The sequence below is a fragment of the Streptosporangium album genome (assembly GCF_014203795.1).
Lineage (GTDB): Bacteria > Actinomycetota > Actinomycetes > Streptosporangiales > Streptosporangiaceae > Streptosporangium > Streptosporangium album.
The window spans coordinates 1,135,816-1,158,721 of the sequence record NZ_JACHJU010000001.1; the positions used below are offsets into that span (position 1 = coordinate 1,135,816).

General features: G+C 70.0%; 24 protein-coding genes. 7 read left to right on the plus strand and 17 right to left on the minus strand.

Annotated features, from left to right (window positions below):
• Positions 1-3 precede the first annotated feature (3 nt).
• Together FHR32_RS45755 and FHR32_RS05385 are read right to left on the minus strand one after the other, a co-directional pair.
• A complete protein-coding gene (locus tag FHR32_RS45755; protein ID WP_184753276.1) occupies positions 4-828 on the minus strand; it encodes a zf-HC2 domain-containing protein in 825 nt (274 codons plus the stop codon).
• Positions 825-1,355, minus strand: a complete 531-nt coding sequence (locus tag FHR32_RS05385) for an RNA polymerase sigma factor (protein ID WP_184753277.1) — start codon at positions 1,353-1,355, stop codon at positions 825-827. Before FHR32_RS05385 ends, FHR32_RS45755 begins: the two co-directional genes overlap by 4 nt.
• A 153-nt stretch (positions 1,356-1,508) precedes the next feature.
• Between FHR32_RS05385 and FHR32_RS45760 the strand changes: the two genes are divergently transcribed.
• A complete protein-coding gene (locus tag FHR32_RS45760) occupies positions 1,509-1,928 on the plus strand; it encodes an FAD-dependent monooxygenase (RefSeq protein WP_376773361.1) in 420 nt (139 codons plus the stop codon).
• Here FHR32_RS45760 and FHR32_RS05395 read toward each other — a convergent pair.
• Positions 1,909-2,781: a DMT family transporter gene (locus FHR32_RS05395; RefSeq protein WP_184753278.1), complete on the minus strand. Its 873-nt coding sequence runs from the start codon at positions 2,779-2,781 to the stop codon at positions 1,909-1,911. The genes FHR32_RS45760 and FHR32_RS05395 overlap by 20 nt on opposite strands.
• Before the next feature lie 205 nt (positions 2,782-2,986).
• On the minus strand, positions 2,987-3,349 hold the full coding sequence (locus FHR32_RS05400; RefSeq protein WP_184753279.1) for a VOC family protein: 363 nt from the start codon (positions 3,347-3,349) through the stop codon (positions 2,987-2,989).
• A gap of 331 nt (positions 3,350-3,680) precedes the next feature.
• Here FHR32_RS05400 and FHR32_RS05405 point away from each other — a divergent pair, with 331 nt between their 5' ends.
• Positions 3,681-4,589 (plus strand): DMT family transporter, encoded by a 909-nt coding sequence (locus tag FHR32_RS05405; protein ID WP_184753280.1) that lies wholly within the window; start codon positions 3,681-3,683, stop codon positions 4,587-4,589.
• 200 nt (positions 4,590-4,789) lie between these two features.
• Here the strand turns inward: FHR32_RS05405 and FHR32_RS05410 are convergent, their stop codons facing one another.
• Both FHR32_RS05410 and FHR32_RS05415 read right to left on the minus strand, forming a co-directional pair.
• Entirely contained in the window at positions 4,790-5,581 is a 792-nt protein-coding gene (locus FHR32_RS05410; protein WP_184753281.1) for a class II aldolase/adducin family protein, read from the minus strand.
• The gene (locus tag FHR32_RS05415) at positions 5,578-6,729 is read right to left on the minus strand and encodes a lactate 2-monooxygenase (RefSeq protein ID WP_312882032.1); all 1,152 of its coding nucleotides are present in this window, start codon (positions 6,727-6,729) and stop codon (positions 5,578-5,580) included. The genes FHR32_RS05410 and FHR32_RS05415 overlap by 4 nt, the downstream gene beginning before the upstream one ends.
• A gap of 262 nt (positions 6,730-6,991) precedes the next feature.
• Here FHR32_RS05415 and secA2 point away from each other — a divergent pair, with 262 nt between their 5' ends.
• Positions 6,992-9,202: an accessory Sec system translocase SecA2 gene (secA2, locus tag FHR32_RS05420; RefSeq protein ID WP_184753283.1), complete on the plus strand. Its 2,211-nt coding sequence runs from the start codon at positions 6,992-6,994 to the stop codon at positions 9,200-9,202.
• 139 nt (positions 9,203-9,341) lie between these two features.
• On the opposite strand, the gene FHR32_RS05425 is transcribed toward secA2, so the two are convergent.
• Both FHR32_RS05425 and FHR32_RS05430 read right to left on the minus strand, forming a co-directional pair.
• Positions 9,342-10,397 carry a YVTN family beta-propeller repeat protein gene (locus FHR32_RS05425; protein ID WP_184753284.1) on the minus strand — a complete coding sequence of 352 codons (1,056 nt, stop codon included), beginning with the start codon at positions 10,395-10,397 and terminating at the stop codon, positions 9,342-9,344.
• A gap of 84 nt (positions 10,398-10,481) precedes the next feature.
• Positions 10,482-11,768: a Dyp-type peroxidase gene (locus tag FHR32_RS05430; RefSeq protein WP_184753285.1), complete on the minus strand. Its 1,287-nt coding sequence runs from the start codon at positions 11,766-11,768 to the stop codon at positions 10,482-10,484.
• A gap of 191 nt (positions 11,769-11,959) precedes the next feature.
• On the opposite strand from FHR32_RS05430, the gene FHR32_RS45765 reads away from it, so the two are divergent.
• From FHR32_RS45765 to FHR32_RS05440, 3 genes are read left to right on the plus strand one after another with little or no spacing between them, the layout of a single operon-like run.
• Positions 11,960-12,094, plus strand: a complete 135-nt coding sequence (locus FHR32_RS45765) for a hypothetical protein (protein WP_281390836.1) — start codon at positions 11,960-11,962, stop codon at positions 12,092-12,094.
• 37 nt (positions 12,095-12,131) lie between these two features.
• Entirely contained in the window at positions 12,132-12,935 is an 804-nt protein-coding gene (locus FHR32_RS05435) for a helix-turn-helix domain-containing protein (RefSeq protein ID WP_425584234.1), read from the plus strand.
• A gap of 23 nt (positions 12,936-12,958) precedes the next feature.
• Positions 12,959-13,138 (plus strand): TetR family transcriptional regulator C-terminal domain-containing protein, encoded by a 180-nt coding sequence (locus FHR32_RS05440; RefSeq protein WP_221465271.1) that lies wholly within the window; start codon positions 12,959-12,961, stop codon positions 13,136-13,138.
• 75 nt (positions 13,139-13,213) lie between these two features.
• Here FHR32_RS05440 and FHR32_RS05445 read toward each other — a convergent pair whose 3' ends face one another.
• From FHR32_RS05445 to FHR32_RS05485, 9 genes are all read right to left on the minus strand, one after another.
• Complete coding sequence (locus FHR32_RS05445; RefSeq protein WP_184753286.1) at positions 13,214-13,798, minus strand: dihydrofolate reductase family protein; 585 nt, start codon at positions 13,796-13,798, stop codon at positions 13,214-13,216.
• A gap of 271 nt (positions 13,799-14,069) precedes the next feature.
• Positions 14,070-14,258 carry a hypothetical protein gene (locus FHR32_RS05450; protein ID WP_221465272.1) on the minus strand — a complete coding sequence of 63 codons (189 nt, stop codon included), beginning with the start codon at positions 14,256-14,258 and terminating at the stop codon, positions 14,070-14,072.
• A gap of 79 nt (positions 14,259-14,337) precedes the next feature.
• The gene (locus FHR32_RS05455; protein ID WP_184753287.1) at positions 14,338-15,726 is read right to left on the minus strand and encodes an amidohydrolase family protein; all 1,389 of its coding nucleotides are present in this window, start codon (positions 15,724-15,726) and stop codon (positions 14,338-14,340) included.
• A 28-nt stretch (positions 15,727-15,754) separates the two neighbouring features.
• On the minus strand, positions 15,755-16,321 hold the full coding sequence (locus FHR32_RS05460; RefSeq protein WP_184753288.1) for a flavin reductase family protein: 567 nt from the start codon (positions 16,319-16,321) through the stop codon (positions 15,755-15,757).
• Positions 16,322-16,388: 67 nt separating this feature from the next.
• Positions 16,389-17,165, minus strand: a complete 777-nt coding sequence (locus FHR32_RS05465; RefSeq protein ID WP_184753289.1) for an SDR family oxidoreductase — start codon at positions 17,163-17,165, stop codon at positions 16,389-16,391.
• A 26-nt stretch (positions 17,166-17,191) separates the two neighbouring features.
• Entirely contained in the window at positions 17,192-18,031 is an 840-nt protein-coding gene (locus FHR32_RS05470; protein ID WP_184753290.1) for an SDR family NAD(P)-dependent oxidoreductase, read from the minus strand.
• 176 nt (positions 18,032-18,207) lie between these two features.
• Complete coding sequence (locus FHR32_RS05475; RefSeq protein ID WP_184753291.1) at positions 18,208-19,092, minus strand: helix-turn-helix transcriptional regulator; 885 nt, start codon at positions 19,090-19,092, stop codon at positions 18,208-18,210.
• Complete coding sequence (locus FHR32_RS05480; protein WP_184753292.1) at positions 19,067-20,077, minus strand: NADP-dependent oxidoreductase; 1,011 nt, start codon at positions 20,075-20,077, stop codon at positions 19,067-19,069. The genes FHR32_RS05475 and FHR32_RS05480 overlap by 26 nt, the downstream gene beginning before the upstream one ends.
• Before the next feature lie 249 nt (positions 20,078-20,326).
• Entirely contained in the window at positions 20,327-21,154 is an 828-nt protein-coding gene (locus FHR32_RS05485) for a helix-turn-helix domain-containing protein (RefSeq protein WP_184753293.1), read from the minus strand.
• A gap of 406 nt (positions 21,155-21,560) precedes the next feature.
• On the opposite strand from FHR32_RS05485, the gene FHR32_RS05490 reads away from it, so the two are divergent.
• Positions 21,561-22,595: a DUF418 domain-containing protein gene (locus FHR32_RS05490; RefSeq protein ID WP_184753294.1), complete on the plus strand. Its 1,035-nt coding sequence runs from the start codon at positions 21,561-21,563 to the stop codon at positions 22,593-22,595.
• Positions 22,596-22,906: the final 311 nt, after the last annotated feature.

Below are 22,906 nucleotides of genomic sequence, written 5' to 3' on the forward strand. Positions count from 1 at the left end.
TCGTCAGATGTCGGCGCCGAAGCGCGTGTAGGTCTCCTTGCGGGCCACCACGACGGCGACCCCGAGCGCGAAGATCGCCCCCCATACGGGCAGGCCGTCCGGGCGCAGGGCGAAGGAGGTGTGGCCCAGCGCCACGGCCGGCGCCACGATCACGGCCGCCCAGGCCGCCACCAGCACGACCGCCGCACGCGTCATCCCGACCAGCCCGCCGAGCGCGAGGGTTCCGGTGGTGAAGGCCAGACAGGGCAGCAGCCACTGCGCGACCATGACGCCCGTCGCCCACCCGGCCACCAGCAGTGTGGGGATCACCACGACCAGCACGGAGGTCGTCTGCCGGAGCACCAGGTTGAGACCGGCTCTCGGAGTCGAGGTGGTCAGCTCGTACGCCGGATCGAGCCCGCGTGCCCACGAAACGGCGACGCCCAGCACGGGCAGCACCGGCGCCATCAGCAGCACCAGCGAGAAGTCGTCGCCGAATGGCTCGGTCTTCATCCTGTCGAGCACCAGGGCGAGGAGCGTGACGGACACGCTCATGCCCAGCCACGGCGCCATCACCGGTGTCATCCAGGTCACGGGCATCCGGCCCCATCGCCGGCGGGGCGGTGCCGGGGCGACCCCGGCCAGCCGCGGTCCGAGCTCCGCCCAGACGTCCTCGACCAGCGACGCCACCGCCGGCGCCTGTCTGCCGACGGCCGCGGAGAGCCGCCCGCGGCACGTCGCGCACGCCTCCAGGTGGGCTTCGAGCGCCCACAGCTCGTCAGCCGCGATCCCCGTCTCGCCGCGTGCGTAGCGGCCGATGAGCCCCTCGGACGCGTGTTCCACGTTCATGCCAGCATCTCCCGCATCGCGATCCGTGCCCGCCGGGCGCGGGTCTTGACGGTGCCTTCCGGCAGCCCGAGCAGAACCGCGGTCTCACGGACGGACAGCCCGTCGAGCACCATGGACTGCAGTACATGCCGCAGCTCCGGCGCGAGCCGGCGCAGGGCGTCTCCGATGTCGCCGCCGACCGTCTCGGCCAGCGCCTCGTCCTCGGCGGCCGGCGCGACGGCCTCGACGGTCATCGCGTCGGGCAGCCGGGTCTGGTGCGCTCGCCGGCGGAAGGCGTCGACGAGCCGACGGGCCGCGATCGTCCACAGCCAGCCGACGGCTGTCCCGTCAGCCGACGCGCCCGCGAACGCGCCCGCCGCCCGCCACACCGCCAGGTAGGTCTCCTGCATGACTTCGGCGACGATCTGCTCGTCGGCGCAGCGGCGGCGCAGCCGCACCGCCAGCCACGGCGACGTGCGCCGGTAGAGCTCCTCGAACGCGATGCGGTCGCCCTTGGCGACGAGCCGGACGAGATGTTCCTCGTCCATCTCGGCCGGCGTTCCCTGTCTTCGTCTCACATCCCACAGACGCCGCTCGCCGGCCGGGCGGTTTTCCGCACCGGGGTGACGTGCGTCACAGACGGTTCCGGCCTCCACCGCCGGGAGGGACTCCCGGCGGTGGAGGCTCAGGGCGTGCCCAGCATGCCCCTCAGCAGTTCCTCGACCCCGAGTCTCAGGTCGTCCGGGGTCGGCTCCGTTCCGGCCCCGGCGGGCGGGGGTGGCGGGGACCAGCGGGCCGAGCTGCTCCGCCTGTTCGGAAAGTGGCACGACCCGATCCCGGCGCTGCTCGCCGAGGCCGCGCCGGAGAGCGTGCTCAGGAACGACGTCCACTACCTCGCGACCCCGCCGCCCGCCATGCACAGGGGCAGGGTCGCGCTGCTGGGAGACGCGGCCCACGCCATGACACCCAACCTGGGGCAGGGTGCCTGCCAGGCGATCGAGGACGCGGTGGTGCCGGCCCACATCGTGGGAGACGGGGAGGCGGCGGGCGCCGCGACCGGCCCGATGGACGAGGTGCTCGGCTGGACCCCGCCCGGGACTCCTACGACGCCTTCGACGTGACCGGGGTGGTCTCCGGGACGGGGGTGCGGCCGGCGCCGTGGTCCGGGGAGAGCCGGCCCAGCGTGACGGTCCCCCAGATCAGCAGCGCGGCGGCGAAGAGCGCCGGGATCACGTTCCCCAGGCCACTCGGCATCGCCTCGTCGAGCAGCAGCGCCCCGGCGAGGATCGAGGTGATCGGGTCCACCACCTGGACCGCCGCGTAGGCGATGCCGAAATAGCCCACCTCGTAGGTTTTCTGCAGCAGCACCACCGCGCAGACCAGCAGCACCGGGATGGCCAGCGTGAACCAGCTCAGCAGCCTGCTCAGGTCACCTCCGAGGCCGCCGCCCACCACGCGGACGAAGGTGGAGACGCTGGCCGTCACCGCGCCCGCGCCGACCGACAGCAGCAACGCCTTGGCCGAGCCTTTCGCCTTGCGCGCGGCCAGGTGGGCGGCCAGGACGACCAGCCCGACGCAGCCGAGGAAGCCGAACGCCTCCTGATTGGTCATGTGCGGTGTCACGCTGTGCGCGGGAACGAGCAGCATCAGACCGAGCAGGCCGACGGCCACCGCGATCGATCCCGTTATCTCAGCCCGGTGCGGGCGCCTGCCGTGCAGCATCGCGGCGAGCGGCACGGCGAACACCAGTGTCGCCACGCTGATGGGCTGCACCACCACCAGCGGCGCGAAGCTCAACGCCACGGCGTGCATGGACGCTCCGGCGAACCCGATCACGCCGCCCAGCCACCAGCGGGGCCGCTTCATCAACCGGAGCGAGGCCCCTTCGGAGACCGCCTCGAACTGCTGGAGCGCGGCTCCCAGCGCGTAGCCCAGCGCACCGACCAGGGCGATGGACATCCCAACCCACGTCATCGCCACCCACCGGGGGCATGCAGGCAAGGGTAAAGAAACGACAGTTGGGTCATCACGCAAGCTTAGAGTGCCCGGTGAGTGGGTAACGGGCTGCCCATGTCGGACCTGGCGGCCCCGGGAACGGAACCCCTCCCCCGGGCCGCCCTATGGCCGGCCGGGGTGAAGGGCGATCCCGCACCGCGGTGAGGGGCAGCGGATGCGGTGTCTAGTCCCGGGTCGGGCAGACGCAGAACAGGTGCCCCTCGGGGTCGGCGAGCACGACCCAGCCTCCCTCGCCGGGCTGGAAGCCGGGCTTGGTGGCTCCGAGCTCCAGGTAGTCCTGGACCGCAACGTCCACGTCGGGGACGCGGACATCCAGGTGGAACTGCTTGTCGGCACCCGGCCAGGCGGCCGGCTTGCGGTCGAGGTTCTGCTGGAAGTAGATGCTCATAGTGCCGTCGCCGATGCCGGCGTAGGTGTCCTCGGCGTACTGGACCTCGTAACCGAAGACGGCGGCGTAGAACTCCGCGAGCTTCTTCGGCTCGGCGCAGTCGATGGTGATGGCGAGAAACTTCGCGGTCGTGGTCATGAATCTCACCCTTCCGTCCATACCTGTCAGGTGACGTCAGGTTTATCGACGGAGTCGGGTTCCGGACGGACCGGATCATCGGTGCGGACCCTCCACACGCCCTCTCCGGGCGCGACGCCACGACGATCGACCTCCCGCCGGGCGATAACCGTTGGCCGAGACGCCCGTCGCCTGGTTAGAGTCGACCTGTGACGACGCTCATCATGTCCCCTCCGACCGCCCGCTAGCGGGCGCTCCTCTCTCCTGACAGACCGGATCAAGCGATCCGGTGGGTGGCTGCTGCCCGCATACGTGCGGCCTGACGACAACCACCTCATCTGGAGAGATATCCATGACGCACGTCTCCGTACGGCGGGGCCTGCTGTACGTGTCGATCGCGGCGACCGCCTGGGGTTCCGGCGGCGCCGCCGGAGCGCTGCTCCACCGGGCGGGCGCCCTCGGCCCCGTCCCGGTCTCGTTCTGGCGGTTCGCCTGCGGCGCGGCGCTGCTCCTGCTGGCCACCCGCCTTTTCGGTCTCGGGCGCGCCGGCGGTCCCGGACGCACCGCCGGCCTCGGGCGGATCGTGGTCACGGGCATGGCGATGGCCGTCTACCAGACGGCCTACTTCGCTGCGATCACCGAATCCGGCCTGGCCGTGGCGACCGTGATCACCATAGGCGCCACCCCGGTCTTCGTGGCCGCCGGAGCACGCCTGCTGCTGGGCGAGCGACTCGGCGCGACCGCGCTGGGCGCGGTCGCGCTCGCCCTGACCGGTCTGGCCATGCTGACCCTCGACGGCGGATCGGCCACCTTCTCGGTGGCCGGTGTCGGCTGGGCACTGCTCTCGGCGGCCGGCTACGCGGGGGTGACCCTGCTCAACCGGGCCCGCCCCGGCGAGCCGTACGCCACGGCCATGGGCGGGTTCGTCGTCGGAGGGCTCTGCCTGCTGCCCGTCGCGCTGGTCCAGGGCCTGCTACCGCAGGGCGACCCGCTCGTGTCCTGGTCGGCCATCCTCTACCTCGGCGCGGTCCCGACGGCCCTGGCCTATGGCCTCTTCTTCACCGGTCTGGCCGCGGTGCGGGCCACGACGGCCTCGGTGATCTCCCTGGTGGAGCCGGTCGGCGCGGCGGCCATCGGCGTGCTTCTCCTCGGCGAACGGCTCACCCCGCAGGCCGTCGCGGGGGCGGTCCTGCTGCTGGCCGCCGTGGGCCTGCTCGCCCTCGGCGAGAGGCGCGGGACCGTGGAACCGGTCGCCATGTGAGAACGGCGGCTTCACGGCTTTCCCCATGACCGGCAAGGGAAAGCGTTTCTCCTGCGGCAGATCGGCGGACTGGGACAGGAAGGGCTGGGTGGACGGATACAACGCCGGCCACATCCGGTTCTGCGAAAAGCCCGGCTGAATCCCGGGAAAGGCCCGGGGTTTCCGACACCCCGGGCCTGCGGCGTCCACGGCGGGGAGAGTCAGCCGAACATCTCGGGCTCGGCGGCGCTGATCTGGTCGTAGAGGGGCTGGAAGTTGATCCAGCCGACCAGGTCGTTGCCGATCTGGCCGTGGGTGAGTTTGGCGTTCTCGTGCTCGATCGGCACCGTCGGACCGGCGGCCTTGGCCAGGAGCTGGGCCTGGCACGAGCGCTCCATCGTGATGAACCACCAGGCGGCGGCGTCCACGCTGTCGCCCACGGTCAGCAGGCCGTGGTTGCGCAGGATGACGGCTTTGTGCGAGCCGAGCGCGGTGGCGATACGACGGCCCTCCTCGGTCTCCACGACCACGCCCGTGTAGTCGTCGAACAGCCCGTGGTCCTCGTAGAAGGCGCAGGCGTCCTGGGTCAGCGGCTCCAGGAGCGCGCCCAGCGACGACAGGGCCTTGCCGTACACCGAATGGCTGTGCGCGGCGGCGACCGCGTCCGGCCTGGCCTGGTGGACCATCGCGTGGATCGCGAACGCGGCCTGGTTGACGTGGTAGCGGCCCTCGACGACCTGACCCTGGTGGTTGACGAGGATCAGGTCGCCGACCCGGATCTGCTTGAAGGACATGCCGAACGGGTTCACCCAGAAGTGGTCGGTGTGCTCGGGGTCGCGGGCGGTGATGTGCCCGGCCACACCCTCCTCGAAGCCGAACCGGCCGAACAGCCGCAGGGCGGCCACCAGGCGTTCCTGGCGGTGCCGGCGCTCGTCGGCCACGCTGTCGAACTTCTGCGGCAGCCGGAAGGTGAGCTGGTCGGTGGGGATCGGCTGCAGGTCGGACAGGCTCATCGTGCCTCCAGGGCGGAAGGGTCGAGGTCGGCGGGCGTACGGTGACCCGCCAGCCCGAGGGTGAGGTCGAGGTCGGCGAGCAGGCTCCGCACCGCGTGACGGACGCCGTCCTCGCCGCCGGCCGCCAAGCCCCAGACGTACGGCCTGCCCAGCAGGACGGCCCGCGCTCCGAGGGCGAGTGCCTTGACGACGTCGGATCCGGTGCGGATCCCGGAGTCGAACAGCACGGTCAGCCGGTCGCCCACGGCGGTGGCGACGGCGGGGAGCGCGTCCAGCGACGCCATGGCGCCGTCGATCTGCCGGCCGCCGTGGTTGGAGACGACGACGCCGTCCATCCCGGCGTCGGCCGCGCGCAGGGCGTCGTCCACATGCTGGACGCCCTTCAGGACGATCGGCCCGTCCCAGTTGTCGCGGAGCAGGGACAGCCGGTCCCAGGTGTGGGAGCGGCCGTGGAACATCGGCGCCCACTGCAGGATCGCCGCGTTCAGGTCCTCCTCCACCGGGCGTTCCAGCCGGGACCGGAAGACGGGGTCCGACAGCGGGATCGCCAGGCCGGTGCCGCGCAGGAACGGCAGGTAGGCGTGGTCGAGGTCGGTGGGCCGCCAGGCGAGGGTCCAGGTGTCGAGGGTGACGACCAGGGTGTCGTAGCCGTTCTTGGCCGCCCGGTCGAGCAGGCTGAGCGTGACCTCGTCGTCGTGCGGCCAGTAGAGCTGGTACCAGCGAGGCCCGTCCGCCTCGGCGACCTCTTCGAGGGTGTGGGAGGAGGCGGTGCTCAGCACCGTGGGGATGCCGAGCGAGGCGGCGGCCCTGGCGGTCGCGAGTTCGCCGTCCGGGTGCACGATCGACTGCACGCCGATCGGGGCGAGCGCGACGGGCGCGGGGTAGGTCCTGCCGAAGAGTTCGGTGCCGAGGTCCCTGACCGAGACGTCGCGGAGCATCCGGGGCACGATCCGCCACCGGTCGAACGCCTCGCGGTTGGCCCGGTCGGTCGCGCCCGTCCCGGCCGAACCGGCCACGTACCCGTAGGCTTCGGGGTCGAGACGCTCCTTGGCGGCCTGTTCGAGCCGGGCGATGTCCGTCGGGTACGGCGGGCGCAGGCCGGCGAGCCCGTTCAGGTAGATCTCGTACTGGTAGTCAGAGAAAGCCACAGCCCAAGCCTGTCCCTTATAAACCGGCGCGTCCATATACAACCAGAATATCGTTCGACGGGGTCGGAGGGTTTCTCCGGAGGACTCCGGATGGTCCCCGCGGCAGCCCCGGCGCCGGGAGCGGACCGGACGCGGCGGTGGCGCCGTGCCGGACCATGTGAGGCGCGGTTGCCCAGCGGTCCCCCGAGGCGGATGATCCATCCGGTCGGTACCGTGATGCGACAGCGGGAACGTGTTCCCGGGAACGGGCGTTGGAGGAAACGTGGCCTTGATAACTCAGCTCCTCAGGCGTTTCCTGGAGCGTCCCGGCTCCATCGACCTGGCGCCGTTCGAGCGGACCGTGTCGTCCGCCGGCGCCCGGGAGGAACGTCTCAAGGAGCTCGCCGAGCTGCCCCGGCCCTCGGTGGACGACCTGGCCGAGTTCTGCGCGATCATGCGGGAGGCCGCCCGCCGCACGCTCGGCCTGCGGCCGTACGACGTGCAGCTCGTGGGCATGCTCGCCCTGCTGTCCGGCAACGTCGCGGAGATGGCCACCGGTGAGGGCAAGACGCTGTCCGGGGCGATGGCCGCCGCCGGATACGCCCTGCAGGGCAAGCGGGTGCACGTGATCTCGGTCAACGACTACCTGGCCCAGCGGGACGCCGAGTGGATGGGCCCGCTGTACGACTCGCTGGGCGTCTCGGTCGGCTGGATCGCGGAGACCTCCACGCCGGACGAGCGCCGGGCCGCCTACGCCAAGGACGTCACGTACGGGGCGGTCAGCGAGATCGGCTTCGACGTGCTCCGGGACCGGACCCGCACCGACCCGACCGACCTGGTCGTGCCGGAGCCGGGTGTGGCACTGGTCGACGAGGCCGACTCGGTGCTGGTGGACGAGGCCAGGGTGCCGCTGGTGCTGGCCGGGGCCACCGACCCGGGCGACGCCGTGCCGGAGATGGCCGCACTGGTCCGCCAGCTGGTCAAGGGCTACCACTACGAACTCGACGACCAGGCGCGCAACGTCCACCTGACCACCAAGGGCATCGACACCGTCGAGCAGGCGCTGGGCCTGGAGCTCTACGACGACGCCGCCACGCTGACCGAGGTCAACCTGGCCCTGCACGCCCACGCCCTGCTGGTCAAGGACGTCGACTACATCGTGCGCGACGGCAAGGTCCACCTGATCAACCCCTCCCGGGGCCGGGTGGCGCTGCTGCAGCGCTGGCCGGACGGCCTGCAGGCCGCGGTCGAGGCCAAGGAGAGGCTGGCCCCCTCGGAGACCGGTGAGATCCTCGACTCGATCACCGTCCAGGGGCTGATCACCCGCTATCCCGAGAAGTGCGGCATGACGGGCACGGCGGTCGCGGTCGGCGACCAGCTCCGCGAGTTCTACGACCTCAAGGTGGCCGTGGTCCCCTCCAACCGGCCGTGCGTGCGGACCGACGAGCCCGACCGGCTCTTCGAGTACGCCATGGACAGGGACCACGCGCTCGTCGACGAGATCGTCGAGGTGCACGCGACCGGGCGGCCGATCCTGATCGGCACGCTGAACGTGGCCGAGTCCGAGCGGCTCTCCCTGACGCTCGCCGGGCGCGGCCTGGAGTGCGTGGTCCTCAACGCCAAGAACGACGCCGAGGAGGCGTCGATCATCGCCAGGGCCGGGGAGCGCGGCGCGATCACCGTCTCCACCCAGATGGCGGGGCGCGGCACCGACATCCGTCTCGGCGACGGCGTGGACGAGCTCGGCGGGCTGTACGTCATCGGCTCCGGCCGGCACACCAGCAGCCGCCTGGACGACCAGCTCCGCGGCCGCGCGGGCCGCCAGGGCGACCCCGGCGGGTCGATCTTCTTCGTCAGCGGCGAGGACGAGCTGATCACCCACTACGTCGCCGACGAGTACGCCAAGGGCGTGCCCGACCGTGCCCTCGTGGGCCACGCCCAGCGCGTCGCCGAGGGCGTCAACATGGAGATCCACCGCAACACCTGGCGCTACACCCGTCTCCTCGAAGACCATCGGAGCAAAGTCCTCGGCCTGCGGGAGAAGGTCCTGCGCAGCGACTCGGCCGGCGACGCGCTCGCCGAGGCCCTCCCCGAGCGGTGGTCGGAGCTGACCGGCACCGCCGGCGAGGAGGTGCTCCAGGAGGCCGCCCGGCAGATCGTCCTGTTCCATCTCGACCGCGGCTGGGCCGAGCACCTGGCCTTCCTGGCCGAGCTCCGGGAGGGAATCCACCTGCGCGCCCTCGGCCGGCTCAGCCCGATCGAGGAGTTCAACAAGGAGGCGCGGCTCACCTTCGAGCGCCTGCTGGCCGAGATCGAGTCCCGCTCGATCACCACCTTCGAGACCGCCACCATCACCGCCGACGGTCTCGACCACGACGGCGCGGGCCTCAGGCGTCCCACCGCCACCTGGACCTACCTCGTCCAGGACAACCCCTTCGGCACCGAGTGGGAGCGCATCCTCAACCGCCTAACCACCAAGGTCCGCCGCCGCTGACCCCCGTCACGGAACGGATGCCGCACCGGGAACCGTACGTTTTCACGCGCTGAGCCGGCCTATGCGGGATTCCGACGGTTCGAGCAGGGCGGCGCCGTCCCGGACCGAGACACCCGCCGCGCATGCCGGCGGGCGGTCGTCATGGGCTCACCGCCACGCCGTACGGGCTGTTGCCGACGGTGACGGTCGCGACGACCTTGAGGGTCTTCGGATCGATGACCGTGAGGATGTCCGCTCCCTGCGCCGTGACGTAGACCGCGCCGGAGGTGGCCGCCACGTTGAACGGGTCGGTGCCCGGGGGGCCCACGGAAACGGTCGCCGAGACACGGTTGCCACGGGTGTCGACCACGGATACGTTGCCCGGGCCGAGAACGGTGACGTAGGCCGACCGGCCGTCCGGTCCGAGCGCCACGTCGAAAGGCCCCTCGCCGACCGGCACGGTAGCCGTGACCGTGCCGGTACGGGTTCCGACGGCCGAGACGCTCGCCGCCGTCTCGTCGGCGACGTAGACCGACCTGCCGTCCGGGGTGACGGCGACGCCCACCGGGGAGCGGCCTGCGGGGAGGACCCGGACGGACCGACGCGTACGGGTGTCGATGACCGACACGCTGCCCGACCCGGCGTTGGCGACGTAGGCCGCAGCGCCGTCGCGACTGACGTCCACGCTCACCGGGGAGACGCCGACGGGGATGGACGCGGTCACCCGGTTGGTCCGGGTGTCGAGCACCGAGACGCTGTTCGAACCGCCGTTGGCGACGTAGAGGAATCTGCCGTCCGGGCTCAGATCGACACCGCTGGGGTTCTTGCCGACCGGTACGGTCGTGACGATCTTGTTGGTCCGGGTGTCGAGCACCGAGACCTCGGCCGATCCGTTGTCGGCGATGTACGCGTGCCTGCCGTCGCGGGCGACCGCGACGCCTTCGGGCGCCGAGCCGGCCGGTACGGTCTCGGTGACCTTGTTCGTCCGGGCGTCGATCACGGAGAGGGTGTCGTCGAGCTGGTTGGTGACGTACACGTGGCCGCCGGCGCTCGGAAGGACGGCCGCGGAGGGCATCGAGGCCGAGGCCGGACTGACCGGCGCGGCGGAGAGAGCGGACGCCAGCAGGAGCCCGACGCCGGCCCCCGGCACCGTCCGGGGCGCCTTCCCTCGCTGCCGGTCGGCGGTGTCGGCTCGGGTTCGCCGGAGGAAACGCATTGTGCCTCCCATGCACATCGCAGGGGTTCGGTCTGTGGCCCGGACGGCCTTTCGACGGAGACCGGTCCCGGCCGGAGGCGGCGGTCAGGTCAGGAGACCACGGGCGTAGTAGTCCCGGTTGTCGCGCACGCCGGGAAGGGCGAAGAAGTAGCCTCCGCCCCGCGGACTGATGAACGGCACCAGCGCTTCGCCCTCCAGCCGGTTCTGCATGGTGATGTAGGTGTTGAGCTCACGCTGGAAGCAGCAGAACGCGTGCCCCAGGTCCAGGCCGCCGTGTTCGTCGGGGCTCCGGTCGTAGTCGTAGCTGCGACGCAGGATGGTGCTGGTCGATGCGGTCTGCGGGGTCTGGGGATTGGCGAGGCGGATGTGGCTGTCAAGCGGAGTGATCAGTCCCTGCGGGTCGTTGGTGTAGATGGGATCGAGGAGGTCCGAGGCGTTCTCGTCCAGGGCGTACATCGGGGCGCCGCTGTCCTTTCGGCGGCCGAAGATCCGCTCCTGCCGGGCAAGGGGCAGCCTCTGCCACGCCTCGATGTTGAAATGGACGATGCGCAGCGCCTGGTAGGTTCCGCCCGCCGCCCAGGCGGGCTCAGCGGTGTGCGGCTGCGCCCAGACCAGTCGGTCCATCTGGGCCGTGTCCGTGGTGTCCGGGTTGGCGATGCCGTCTTTGAAGCCGAACCAGTCCCGCGGGGTGCCGACGGGACGCGGTGGATTGCGCTGGGCATTGACGCGCCAGCGCGTCCTCATCGCACCGTTGGTGTGGGCCAGGATGTCGAGCAGTGCGTGCACCGTCGTGTCGCGGTGATCGGCGCACATCTGTATCAGCACGTCGCCCTGGGACAGCGCGGGGTCCAGGTCGTCGTGACGGAAGGGCTGCATGGTGATGAGCTGGGCCGGTTTGCGCGCGCCCAATCCGTATCGGTCGTCGAAGAGGGTCGCGCCGAGGGCGAGGGTGATGGTGAGGTTGTCCGGTACGACCTTGGGTCCCAGGATGTCGTTGTCCGGTGGCGCTGAACCCCGGGGAGCCTTCGGCGGCGTGCCACCCGCGGTGAGGAAGCGTGCCCGCGCGGTCAGCGTGCGGAACAGGTCGGTGAGTTCTCTGCGGTCAGAGGTGGTCACGTCGAAGGAGATGAAGGTCCCGATCGGCTGCGGCGGAGTGGCGATCCCCGCCTGGTGGTAGCCGTGGAAGGGAATGGCACCTGTGCTCGCGCTGCCGCCGCTCGCCGTGCCGGCGCCGGGCAGGCTCCTGCCCGCCGTTCCGACGAGGCCGGCGGCGACTGTTCCCTGAAGGAACGACCGCCGCCCGAAGGCGCCCGCGGGGCATCCTCCGCCGCTCCACCCGTCCTCCGGTACACGGTGCCTTCTGTCAGACATGCTTCTCCCCTGACAATGAGCCCGTACTGTGCCGCGGCCTGTTCCCCTGGCTGAACCCAACCGAACGGTTACGACCACCGTGGATGCTTCCCGAGCAGCCCATGGGTCGCGGCCTTCCAATCGGAATAAATCCACCGATTAGCCACATACCCGACAATCATCACGATATTCCTAAGGGCCCGTCCGCAAGCATGCCCAGGTCGCACCACGCCGCGCTGCCCGACCACCTGCGCGCCGACCTGGACCGCGAGCCGTACCGGCCGCTGTGGGCCGTCGGCGCCGGAGACCATGCGGCGGCATCACGACATTCATTACGCGATCAGTAATGGTTTTACAGATCTCTGGCCGGTTATCGTGTTATTTGTGACCTCCACCAGCGCGGCCCGGCCCGTCGGCGAACTTCTGCGCCAGTGGCGGGAGCGCCGGCGGATGAGCCAGATGGACCTCGCCATCCAGGCCGACATCTCCACCCGGCATCTGAGCTTCGTGGAGACCGGCCGGTCCAGGCCGAGCCGGGACATGATCCTGCATCTCGCCGAGGAGCTGGACCTCCCCCTCCGCGAGCGCAACCATCTGCTGCTGTCAGGCGGATTCGCACCGGTCTACGCCGAGACACCGCTCAACTCGCCGCAGATGTCCTCGGTCAGAGAGGCCCTCGGCCAGGTGCTGAGCGGGCACGAGCCGTACCCGGCGGTGGTCGTGGACCAGCGCTGGAACCTGGTGGACCGCAACGCCGCCACCGGCGTGCTGCTGCGCGGCGTCGCGCCGGAGCTGCTCGTCCCGCCGGTCAACGTGCTCCGGCTGAGCCTGCACCCCCGAGGGATGGCCCAGCGGATCATCAACCTGGGTGAGTGGCGCGCCCACCTGCTCCACCGGCTGCGCCGCCAGATGAGCCTCACCGCCGACCCCGACCTGGCCGCACTCTGGCACGAGCTCGACGGGTACCCCTGTGACCAGCCGGAACCCGAGATAGAGCGGCCGGGCCCCGGTGACATCGTGATCCCGTTGCGCCTGCGGCGCGGCTACCGGGAGCTCGCCTTCTTCAGCACGATGGCCACCTTCGGCACCCCGCTGGACATCACCGTCGCCGAGCTGGCCATCGAGGCGTACTTCCCGGCCAGCCCCGAGACCGCCGCCTACCTGCAGCACCAGCACCACCCGGACTAGACGGCGGAGCCGGCCGCCCCGGTGTGGCCCTGGGTGTGGCCGCCGTCGAGGCGGGCGAACTGCCGGACGAGACCGACGCGGACCAGCTCGCCTTCGAGCTGAACGGCGTCGCCCTGGCGGCCGGCCAGGCCATCCAGCTCCACCACGACCCCGAGGCACCCACCCGCGCCCACCGCGCGATCACCCGCCTCCTGTCCCGCTGAGGCGGCCCGGAGGGGGCATGCCACCGAAGTGTTCCGGCGGTCGCGTTCACGTCGGTCCAGGGCGGCCCACCGTCGTCAGCCCGCGGCCGTCCCGCCCTCGGCCGCGGCCACCGGCCGGTAGGTGAGGACGATGACACCCGAGCTGAACGTCGTGGTGTCCAGGAGCTCCAGGGTCGCCTCGGCGCCCTCCCTGAACAGGCGCTGCCCTTCCCCGCGGACGACGGGGTGGACCCAGATCCGATACTCGTCGAGGAGGCCGTGCTCCATCAGCGCGTCGGTCAGCCGGCCGCAGCCGAACATCAGGATGTCCTGGCCGGGCTGCTGCTTGAGCTCGGTCACCGCTCCGACGAGGTCGTCCCCCGCGATGACGGTGGAGTTGTTCCACTCGTCGGCCTTCTCCAGGGTCGAGGAGACCACGTACTTGGGCAGGCCGTTCATCCGGTCGGCGTAGTCGTTGCCGCCCATGGCCGGCCAGGCCTGCGCGAAGCCGTCATAGGTCACCCGCCCCATCAGCAGGGCGTCGCTGGAGAAGAGCAGGTTGTAGGCGTAGGCGAGGTACTCCTCCGTCCCGTACTGCAGGGACCAGAGGTGGGGGTTGTCGATGAAGCCGTCCAGCGTCGCGTAGGTCGAGGCGACGATCTTCCGAACCGGCTTGCCCATGGGTTTCTCCTCAGAGGTTTCAGCAGGTCCATAACCCGCCCGGCGGCCGCGACACCACGAGGGGCTCCGGCACGGGCAGGTCCTCGGCCTGCTCCGGGGTGCAGGTGGTTCCCGATTGCAAAATAAAGTTTGTACGTAAAAAACTAGCTTGTCAATGGCCTGTGGAAGCGTGGCCGGGGAGACGGGTCCGGCCGGGGTGGAGATCGCGGAGAGCCCGGAAAGGCGGCGAGGGCGGCACCACGGGACAGGGCATCCGCGACGGACACCCCGATCACCACCTGCCCCGGCCCGGCCACCGATCGAGGACGGCCTCCCAGGCGGCGGCGTCCATCGGACCCTGCAGCCAGCCCGCCGGCGACTCCCAGGTCATCCCGGCGGCCCTGAGCCGGTCGGGGTCGGCGAGCACGGCGCACCGCCGGTCGACCGGCAGGGCCATCAGCTCGGCGCGGGCGGCCAGCATGCCGAGGGCGCGGGGGATCTGCCCGTCACGACGGTGCCTGCGGCCCGACGGATGCCAGGCCGATAGGGCTGGCCGTCGGTCAGGATCGGTCGTGCTGGTATCCGGCCGCCGCCAGGACGCGGTCGCGCGAGGCGCGCACGTCCTCGCGCAGCGCGGTCAGGTCGATGTCGAGGACGGTACCGGCCCACTTGCGGACCTGACCGGCGATGAAGACGGCGTCGATGTTGCGGGGGTCGGAGCCGAGCACGAGGGTGCCGATCGGGTCGTTGAGCGGCATGTTGTTGAGGTCGTCGGCGCGGACGACGAGCACGTCCGCCTGCTTGCCGGGGGTGAGGGAGCCGGTGACGTCGCTGAGGCCGATGCTCCTGGCGCCCTGCAGGGTGGCGAAGTCGAGCACGTCGTGCACCCCGATCCGGGTGGGCGGCTCGCCGGTGCCGTAGACGGCGTTGACGGCGCGCATGCGCTGGATGGCGTGCAGGGCGCGCATCTGCGTGAACATGTCGCTGGCCAGCGCGACCTCGACGTCGATGCTCAGGCTCGGCCGGATGCCGACGGCGAGTGCGTCGTCGACGGCCGGGACGGCACTCTCCAGGCCGATCTGGGCGTCCGAGGTCGGAGCGAGCGAGACGGCGGCGCCGGCGCCGGCAATCGCCTGCCATGCCTGCGGGGTCAGGCCCGTGCAGTGGATGAGCGCGACGTCCGGCCCGAGCAGCCCTTGTTTGGCCCAGCCGAGGATGGCCTCGGAGGAGGGCAGGCCGAAGACGGCGTCGATGCTGACGCCGATGCCGAGGTCACGCGCGGTGTGGGCGAGACGTTCGCCGTAGGCGAGGTCGGGGCCGGCGATCTCGGCGGTGGCGAGCGTGGCCAGGCGCAGGGTGAGGAGCCCGCTACCGGAGGCGAAGTAGGTGTCCTGGAGCCGGGTCAGGTCGGCGGGCCATTGGCCGTCCCAGTCGCCGAAGTGCGGGCGCATCGAAGCGTGCACGCCACGGATGCCGGTGTCGACCAGGGCACGGATGGCGGCGTCGGAGTGGGCTGCGGTGCGGGAGTTGTGGGAGAAGTCCAGCATGGTGGTGATACCGCTGTCGATGGCGGTCAGCGCGGCCAGCTTCGTCCCGATGTACATGTCCTGCGGCTGGTACGCCGGAGCGATCCCGGCCAGGGTGGAAGTGACATATTCGCCGAGGTCATTGACGTCGGGCATGACCCGGCGCAGCTGGGCCTCCCAGGCGTGCCGGTGCGTGTCGACGAAGCCGGGGGCCAGGATGGCGCCGGTGACGTCGATGATCAAGGCGCCCTCGGCTTGGAGGTCCGGGCCGACGGCGGCGATCCGGCCGCCTTCGATGAGCAAGTCGGCGCGGGGCAGGACGCCGAGGCCTGGGTCCATGGTGACGATGACGGCTCCGGTGAGCAGGATGCGACGCCCGGGGTCGGCGTCACGGCGGCGCAGTTCGTGCAAGATTGCGGTCATGGTGGGCTTCCTTCGGCAAGAGGGGGAGTCAGTCGTGAGTCAGGTATCGCCACTTGGTCATGCGACGCCGCAGGTCCAAGGTGGTGGCGTTGCCGGAGAAGGTGCCGTCGCCGCGATGGTGGAACTCACCCGTTCCGCGTCTGCCCGGATCGATCCAGGCGCGCTCGCCCTTGAGGATCCACAGGCCGTGGTCGTCGACGAGCCGGTCGTCGGCGACGGTGCATTCGATGTTGGCGAAGCACTCGGTGACGAGAGGTGCCCGAACCACGGCGCCGGGTGCCGGGGTGAAGCCGAACCGCTGCCATTTGTCGACCTCGCGGCCGGAGACGTTGCCGACGTCGACCACGCGTTCGGCCAGGTCAATGGAGGGGATCGCGATGACGCACTCGCCGGTGGTGCGCAGCGCGTCGTAGCTGTGGTCCCAAGGGCCCAGAATGAGCCCGATGAGGGCGCCGTGGGCAACCGGCATGTTGAAACCGTTGGTCATCAGGTTGGCGCGCCGGCCGTCGAAGGTGGACACCATGATGACCGGTCCGGGTTCGAGCAGCCGGTGCACCTGCTCCAGCGGGTAGTCCACGAAGTCGAAGGTGGTCATGGTCGGAGCCTTTCGTCGCACCGGGGTGAACGGCCGACGGCCGTTCACCCCGCCGGTTCAGTGCGCTCTAGATGGCCTGGGCGGTGGGCAGGATGGTGATCTCGGTGAGGTTGACATGGCGGGGCACGGCGGCCATGAACGCCACTGTCTCGGCGACGTCGGCCGACTGCAGGACGTCGATCTGGTCGATGAGATCGGCCATGAGCTTGCTCGCGTCCGGGTCGGTGACATGGTCGGGCAGCTCGGTGTCGACCATGCCGGGTTCGATGGTGGCCACGCGGATGTTCTTACGACCGAGCTCGACGCGCAGCAGCCGGGTGAGGTGGCTGATGTAGGCCTTGGTGCCGGAGTAGACGGAGAACTTCTCCAGGATCCGGGTGGCGGCGATCGAGGATGTGGTGATGAGGTCGGCGGACTTGCCCGCTTCGGCGGCGGCCGTCAGGTGCGGCACGAAGGCGCCGATGACGTTCATGACGCCGGTGATGTTGAGGTCGATCTGGCGCTGCCAGTCGTCCTGGCGCAGGTCGGTGATCGGGGAGACGAGCTGGACACCGGCGTTGTTGAAGACCAGGTCCGCCTGGCCGAACCGCTCGGCGATCTGCTGGGCCGCGGCGTGGACGGCGTCGCGGCCGGTGACGTCCACAGGCACCGCCATCGCGGTGCCTCCGGCGGCATGGATGCGCTCGACGAGCGCTTCGAGCTTGTCCTTGCGCCGGGCGAGCACGGCGACCTTGGCTCCGAGCTCGGCCAGGCGGCTCGCGGTGGCGGCGCCCATGCCGCTGGAGGCGCCGGAGATGACGGCCACGCGGTCGGCCAGCGGCGTGCCGGTGAGCAGAGCAGACATGACAGATACCTCTTTCAACGGTGGGGTCAGGCGGCGGCGTCGTGAGCGGTGGCGGCGGACTTGGCCCGCCAGGGGTTCAGGTCGTCGTGGATCTGGTCGAGCTTGACCTGGAGCCGGTCGATGCTGTCGGGCCCGAGGTAGAGGTGGGTGGGCAGCGTGTCCTGGCTGGTGACCTCGTAGATCAGGGCCGCGCCCTTGACTGGGTCGCCGAGCTGCGTGTGGCTGGCCATCGCGGCCCACTCGATCGTCACATGGGCGGGAGTGCCGTCGTAGGCGGCGATCCTGTTCGCGGCCAGCGACAGCGAACTGGCGTCCAGGAAGTCGGTACGCAGCACGCCCGGCTCCACCACCATGGATTGGATGCCGAACGGCGCCAACTCCTTCAACAGCGCCTCGCTGATCCCGGCCACAGCGAACTTCGAGGCGCAGTACATGCTCACCCCCGGCTCGCCCTCGAAACCGGATCGAGAGCCGATGTGCACGAGCTTGCCGGAACCCTGACGACGCATGACGGGCAGCACGGCGCGGGTCATGTCGATGAGGCCGAAGACGTTCAGGTCGAACAGTGAGCGGGCCTCTGCGTCGGTGATCTCCTCCAGTGCCCCGAGCAGGCCGCGGCCGGCATTGTTGACAAGCACGTCGATGGCGCCGAATCGGTCAACCGCGGCCTGGACGGCGGCGGGGATGGCCGCGCTCTCGGTGACGTCAAGGGCGACGGTGAGCACGTTGCCCGCCTTGTCGAGGTCCTCCGGCACGCGGTTCGGATTGCGCACCGCGATCACGACGTTGTCGCCCTTGTCGACGGCGGTATGGGCGATCTCCGCGCCCAGACCACGGGATGCTCCGGTGATGAACCAGGTGGTCATAACGGTGCCCTTCGTTCCGTACTCTTTGCCTGACACGGATGAGTTTGCCGAGGTCAGCGGAGCGGAAGAAGGTCACGGAATTCCTGGGAGTGATTTACCTAGGAACCGGGTCTGTAGACGTCGAAGAGGCCAGAGCATGGCCCCGGCCTCATCGTGTCCTGCCAATTGCTGGTCGCCTAACCTGGCCGCTTGTTTCCGGCCGAGAGCGCGCCGGCGGCGGCCTCCGGCGTGCGGGCCATGGCTTGGTCGGCCTGCACTCGTAGCCGCTCGAATGCGGCGGCGGTCGTGGAGGCAGGCTCGGCCTGGTAAACGACGAGCTGCTGGTGGGGGGCGCCGTTGACGGTGAATGCCGAGAATTGGATGTACAGGTCGCCGACGTGTGGGTGACGCAGGTGCTTGCCTTCCTGCGTCTTGGGCTTCACGTCGTGGCGGCTCCACAGATCGGCGAACTTCGGGCTTGCGCTCGACAGCTCCTCCACGACCTCGCTGAGCCGTACGGACTCCGGATCGTGGCCGTAGGCGGCGCGCAGCTCAGCCACGCAGGAGTGCGCCGCCCGCTCCCATTCCTGGTAGAAATCGCGTCCTGCCGGATCCAGGAAGACCATGCGGGCCAGGTTGTCAGCCGGAGCGAAACCTTCGTGCAACGCCGCGGCCAAGGTGTTGCACGCCAAGATGTCCAGAGCCGGGCCCAGCGCGAACGCCGGTGAGGTAGACCAGCCGTCCATGAGCTGAAGCAACTGCGGGCTGACGGATGTGCCCTGAACTCCGCTCCAGGCGCGAGCCGCCGACGGCTGGACCAGCCGCCACAGATGCTCCGTGGCCGCCGGATCCAGCAGCAGCGCGCGGGCCAGCGCCTCGACCACCTGCGGAGACGGGCTGGACTCGCGTCCCTGCTCCAGCCGCACGTAGTAGTCGCTGCTCATCCCGGCCAGCATCGCCACCTCTTCACGCCGTAGCCCCGCGACCCGTCGGCGCCCATACTCAGGCAGCCCCACGTCCTCAGGTTTGAGCGTTTCGCGACGGGCGCGCAGGAAGTCACCCAAGGGCGTGCCGTCGCTCATGTCGTAGCCGCGCGGAGGTGTCCGTCGCAGCGTCGTGCTGCAGGCCTGTGCATGGGTTCCTCTCCATCAAAAGGTGATCGTGATCTTGCCTTGTACGTGGCGTTCGGCGAAGTCGATGAGGGCTTGACGGACGTGAACGAAGGAGTACTCGGCGCTGATGGGGACGTGAAGGGTGTCGCGCGCCGCTTGATCGGCCAACATGTCGAGCCACCCTGCCGGTGTAGACAGCGCTCACTCCGTCGAGGAATTCCCGCGGACCGCCGAGGGACGAGACGATCCGGCCGCCCGGACGGGCAGCGGCCGCCGTAACGGCCAGGTCCTGCCCGGCGTTGGCCACGTCGATCACCACCTGGACGCCCTCGCCCGCCAGGGCGAGCACCTGAGGCGCTATGTCGTCCTTGGTGTAGTCGACGGTGAGATCGGCGCCGAGGCCGTCCAGGAATGGCCCGTCCTCGGCCCGTCCTGTGGCGATCACCCGGGCGCCGGCCTGCTTGGCCAACTGCACCACGAAGGAGCCGACGCCACCGGCGGCCCCGACGACCAAGACGTCCATTCCGGGCGACAGGTCCGCGGCCGCCACCAACGCGGCAGCGGTCATCGCGCCCGTAGGCAGGCTCGACGCTCGCCGCACGTCCAAGTTGGCTGGGTGTTTGGCGCTGGAGAAGTCATCATCGACCAGCGCGTATTCGGCCAGCGTGGCAAAACTTGCGCCGTTCCAGGCCAGGACGGGGTCGCCCACGGCGAACCGGGTGACGTCCCGGCCCACCTCTTCGACGACGCCGGTGACATCCACTCCCGGCACGAAAGGATGGGTGACGGGCATCGCCTTGCGCATCGCTCCAGTGACCAGCTTCACATCGACCGGGTTCAACGCCGCCCCCTCCACCCGGACCAGCACCTGGTGCGGGCCTGGAACGGGGACGGGGACGTCCTCGATGGACAGCTTCTCCAGCGGCCCGTACGCGTGAGAGACCAAGGCCCTCACCGATACCTCCCTTTCTCCTGGCTTGAGCAATCAGCGCCCCGACATCGGCGAAAAATACCCAAATCGGATAGGTCTTTACCCGACTTTGACGGGGCAGACCCTGCTTTTGCGTGCTTTGTGGAGATCTTGCCGAGGCGGCGAGTGGCATGTCGCGTGCAGTCAGATTCAGCAGGTACGGCCCGAGATGCGCGTCCCGGTGGCCGGCACTCAGCGCCTCACCCGCTGCTGCGGCAGCGGAGGAACGGCCGATCAGTGCTGGACGGCCAGCGTGCTCAGCATGGCCAGAGCCTCCGCCGAGCGAAACCCCGGCTCGGCCGGTTGGGCGATCAGACGCTGACCCGGAGCGCTGGCGATCGGGAAGACTTCGGATTTCAGGTGCAGTTCGCCCACGTCGGGGTGGAAGAACCTGCTGCCCTGCACCATGGCCCCGCGTGGTTCGCGCCCGGCCCACAGCCGCCGGAAGTCGGCGCTGCTGATCGACAGCTCACCGATCAGTTCCCGGACGCGCTGCTCCTGGGGGGCCTCACGAGCCAATTGGCGCAGGTCATGCACAGCGGCCCGCGCGCTGAGATCCCAGTCGCGGAAGTACTCTCTCCCGGCAGGATCGAGGAAGATCATGTGAAGCATGTTGTCGCCAAAGGTGAAGCGGCTGTGCAGCACCTCCGCTAGCGGATTGCGCGCCAGCACGTCCTGAGACCGGCCCAGGACGTAGGCAGGGGCACTGCTCCAGTCGTTGAGCAGCCGTATGACTCGCTGGCCGACCCGTTCGACGCGATTCGGCCGCCGTCGCCTCTGCACGGGGCGGGCCAGCCGGTGCAACTCCACCACAGCCGCTTCATCCAGCCGCAGCGCGTGAGCCAGAGCCTTCACGGTCTGCTCGGTGGGGTGGAGCTCTCGTCCCTGTTCCAGCCGGATGTAGTGGCCGACGCTGATACCGGCCAGCCGTGCGACCTCCTCACGGCGCAGCCCAGGGACCTGACGTCGGCCCTGGATCGCCAATCCCACCTGCTCCGGCCGCAGTTGCGCACGGCGAGCGCGCAGGAACGCTCCCAGGGGATGGGGCGCCTCACTGTCCATGACCCCGAGATTAGGTGAGGGACCAGCCACGCGATGCCGCCTAGCCTGGGTGCGTTGCACCCAGGCAAGCACCACGCCCTTCATCTGACCGAGTGGCATCGGGCTCGGGATCGCCAGGTACGGCGCGTGCGCGAGCTCATCACCCAGGCCGGGCAGCGATTCGACTACGCCGCCATTCGGCCCGGTGCTCGGGTCGGTGCCATGAAGTGCAAAGTAGCTCTGTGTAATCGCTTGTCAGTGTCGGCAGACCTTCGACCGCTGGGAAACCGCCCAGGGCTCAGCTGCACCAGCGCCCGCTACGAGCTTGCTTCGGCGCGGAATACCGGCCAAAAGTATCGGCGTGAGCCGCACGACCCTCCTTTTGCCCGATACCGGCGACGGACCGGGCGGGCCAGGCTGCACCCCCATGTCACCTCAATCTCCCTCGCGGGAGCGCATCTCCGCGCTCGATGTTTTACGCGGATTTGCGCTGTGCGGGATCCTGCTGGTCAACATCCCGGAGATCGCCGGTCTCGACATCGGGGAGCGGGGCTCTGCGGCGGGTCTGGACAACGCGGACGCCTGGCTGCAACTGCTCGTCATGAGCCGCTTCATGCCCATCTTCGCCCTGCTGTTCGGCATCGGGTTCGCGCTTTTGGTGGACTCCGCTGCGGACCGCGCCGCTCGCCCCCGGCTTCTCCTGCTGCGTCGGCTCTTGGTTTTGCTCGCGATCGGCCTGGTGCATCTTCTGTTGCTGTGGCAGGGAGACATCCTGAGCGCCTACGCCATCGTCGGCCTTGTTGTTCTGCTGCCTTCGACCTGGCTGCCGCGGTGGGCCGTGGCCGGCCTCGCCGCCGTGCTCATCGTGGCGTCACTGATCTCCAGCGACGGCCAGATCACGCTGGTCCACCGCGTCAGCGAGGTCGCTGGGCTGTTCCTGCTGGGATCGGCACTGGTCCGCTACGGGGTCGTCGCCCGGTTGGAGCAGTCCACCCGGGTTCCGGCCATGCTGGGCCTGGCCTTCGCGGCGGGGGCGGCGCCTGGTCTGTTGCTGCAGGCCGCGTCGGCGGCAGGCGGTCCGAACGATTCGGACTTCGGGTTTTTGGTCGTCGCCGCCGGGCCGCTGCTCGCGGGGGCATACGTGTGCGCCCTGCCGGTCCTGCTCAGAACACCGCTGCGACCGGCGTTGCGGGCTGTCTTCGCGCCGCTGGGCCGGATGGCGCTGACCAACTACCTGACCGCCACGATCCTCGTCCTGGCGCTCGGCCCTGTCCTCGACGGCCAGCCGCACGACTCGGCTGCGGTGTTCCTGACCGCCGGCGCCGTGCTCGCCACTCAGTGGCTGTGCTCCACCCTCTGGCTGCGCCGATACCGCTACGGCCCTGTCGAGTGGCTCTGGCGCTGGGCCACCTGGGCGCACCGCCCCGCTCTTCGCCGCACGTCGCCCGCCGCGCTGGGTTGATCAGCTTGGTGGCCATGAGCAGCACGAACAAGTCCAGATCGTCGTCGATCGCCTGGCCTCCAGATGCCGGACGATCGCGCCCACCATCGCCGTCCGCCCAGGTCGGCGTTCTCCTACCGAACGCGGCCCCAGCCCCAAAGTGGGCCGGTCCGCGCAGGTCATCGGACTTCAGAGAAGATCGTGTTCTCGGAAGCGGAGATGGCCACAACTTCCGAGAACATGCACGGCTGAGAGGCGAAACCCCAGCTCGGCACTTCCGAGAACAGGACCGCGTCGCTAGTTGGCGGCTGAGGACACGTTCGGGAGGAGGA

Excerpts from the sequence above, each read along its gene's own strand:
- FHR32_RS05470 (WP_184753290.1), bottom strand. The coding sequence starts at position 18,031 with ATGACCACCTGGTTCATCACCGGAGCATCCCGTGGTCTGGGCGCGGAG.
- FHR32_RS05475 (WP_184753291.1), bottom strand. The coding sequence starts at position 19,092 with ATGAGCGACGGCACGCCCTTGGGTGACTTCCTGCGCGCCCGTCGCGAA.
- FHR32_RS05410 (WP_184753281.1), bottom strand. The coding sequence starts at position 5,581 with ATGAGCCTGTCCGACCTGCAGCCGATCCCCACCGACCAGCTCACCTTC.
- FHR32_RS45755 (WP_184753276.1), bottom strand. The coding sequence starts at position 828 with ATGAACGTGGAACACGCGTCCGAGGGGCTCATCGGCCGCTACGCACGC.
- FHR32_RS05465 (WP_184753289.1), bottom strand. The coding sequence starts at position 17,165 with ATGTCTGCTCTGCTCACCGGCACGCCGCTGGCCGACCGCGTGGCCGTC.
- FHR32_RS05405 (WP_184753280.1), top strand. The coding sequence starts at position 3,681 with ATGACGCACGTCTCCGTACGGCGGGGCCTGCTGTACGTGTCGATCGCG.
- FHR32_RS05455 (WP_184753287.1), bottom strand. The coding sequence starts at position 15,726 with ATGACCGCAATCTTGCACGAACTGCGCCGCCGTGACGCCGACCCCGGG.
- FHR32_RS05460 (WP_184753288.1), bottom strand. The coding sequence starts at position 16,321 with ATGACCACCTTCGACTTCGTGGACTACCCGCTGGAGCAGGTGCACCGG.
- FHR32_RS05490 (WP_184753294.1), top strand. The coding sequence starts at position 21,561 with ATGTCACCTCAATCTCCCTCGCGGGAGCGCATCTCCGCGCTCGATGTT.
- FHR32_RS45760 (WP_376773361.1), top strand. The coding sequence starts at position 1,509 with ATGCCCCTCAGCAGTTCCTCGACCCCGAGTCTCAGGTCGTCCGGGGTC.
- FHR32_RS05395 (WP_184753278.1), bottom strand. The coding sequence starts at position 2,781 with ATGACGTGGGTTGGGATGTCCATCGCCCTGGTCGGTGCGCTGGGCTAC.
- FHR32_RS45765 (WP_281390836.1), top strand. The coding sequence starts at position 11,960 with ATGCCCAGGTCGCACCACGCCGCGCTGCCCGACCACCTGCGCGCCGAC.
- FHR32_RS05445 (WP_184753286.1), bottom strand. The coding sequence starts at position 13,798 with ATGGGCAAGCCGGTTCGGAAGATCGTCGCCTCGACCTACGCGACGCTG.
- FHR32_RS05425 (WP_184753284.1), bottom strand. The coding sequence starts at position 10,397 with ATGCGTTTCCTCCGGCGAACCCGAGCCGACACCGCCGACCGGCAGCGA.
- FHR32_RS05430 (WP_184753285.1), bottom strand. The coding sequence starts at position 11,768 with ATGTCTGACAGAAGGCACCGTGTACCGGAGGACGGGTGGAGCGGCGGA.
- FHR32_RS05450 (WP_221465272.1), bottom strand. The coding sequence starts at position 14,258 with ATGCTGGCCGCCCGCGCCGAGCTGATGGCCCTGCCGGTCGACCGGCGG.
- FHR32_RS05400 (WP_184753279.1), bottom strand. The coding sequence starts at position 3,349 with ATGACCACGACCGCGAAGTTTCTCGCCATCACCATCGACTGCGCCGAG.
- FHR32_RS05385 (WP_184753277.1), bottom strand. The coding sequence starts at position 1,355 with ATGGACGAGGAACATCTCGTCCGGCTCGTCGCCAAGGGCGACCGCATC.
- FHR32_RS05485 (WP_184753293.1), bottom strand. The coding sequence starts at position 21,154 with ATGGACAGTGAGGCGCCCCATCCCCTGGGAGCGTTCCTGCGCGCTCGC.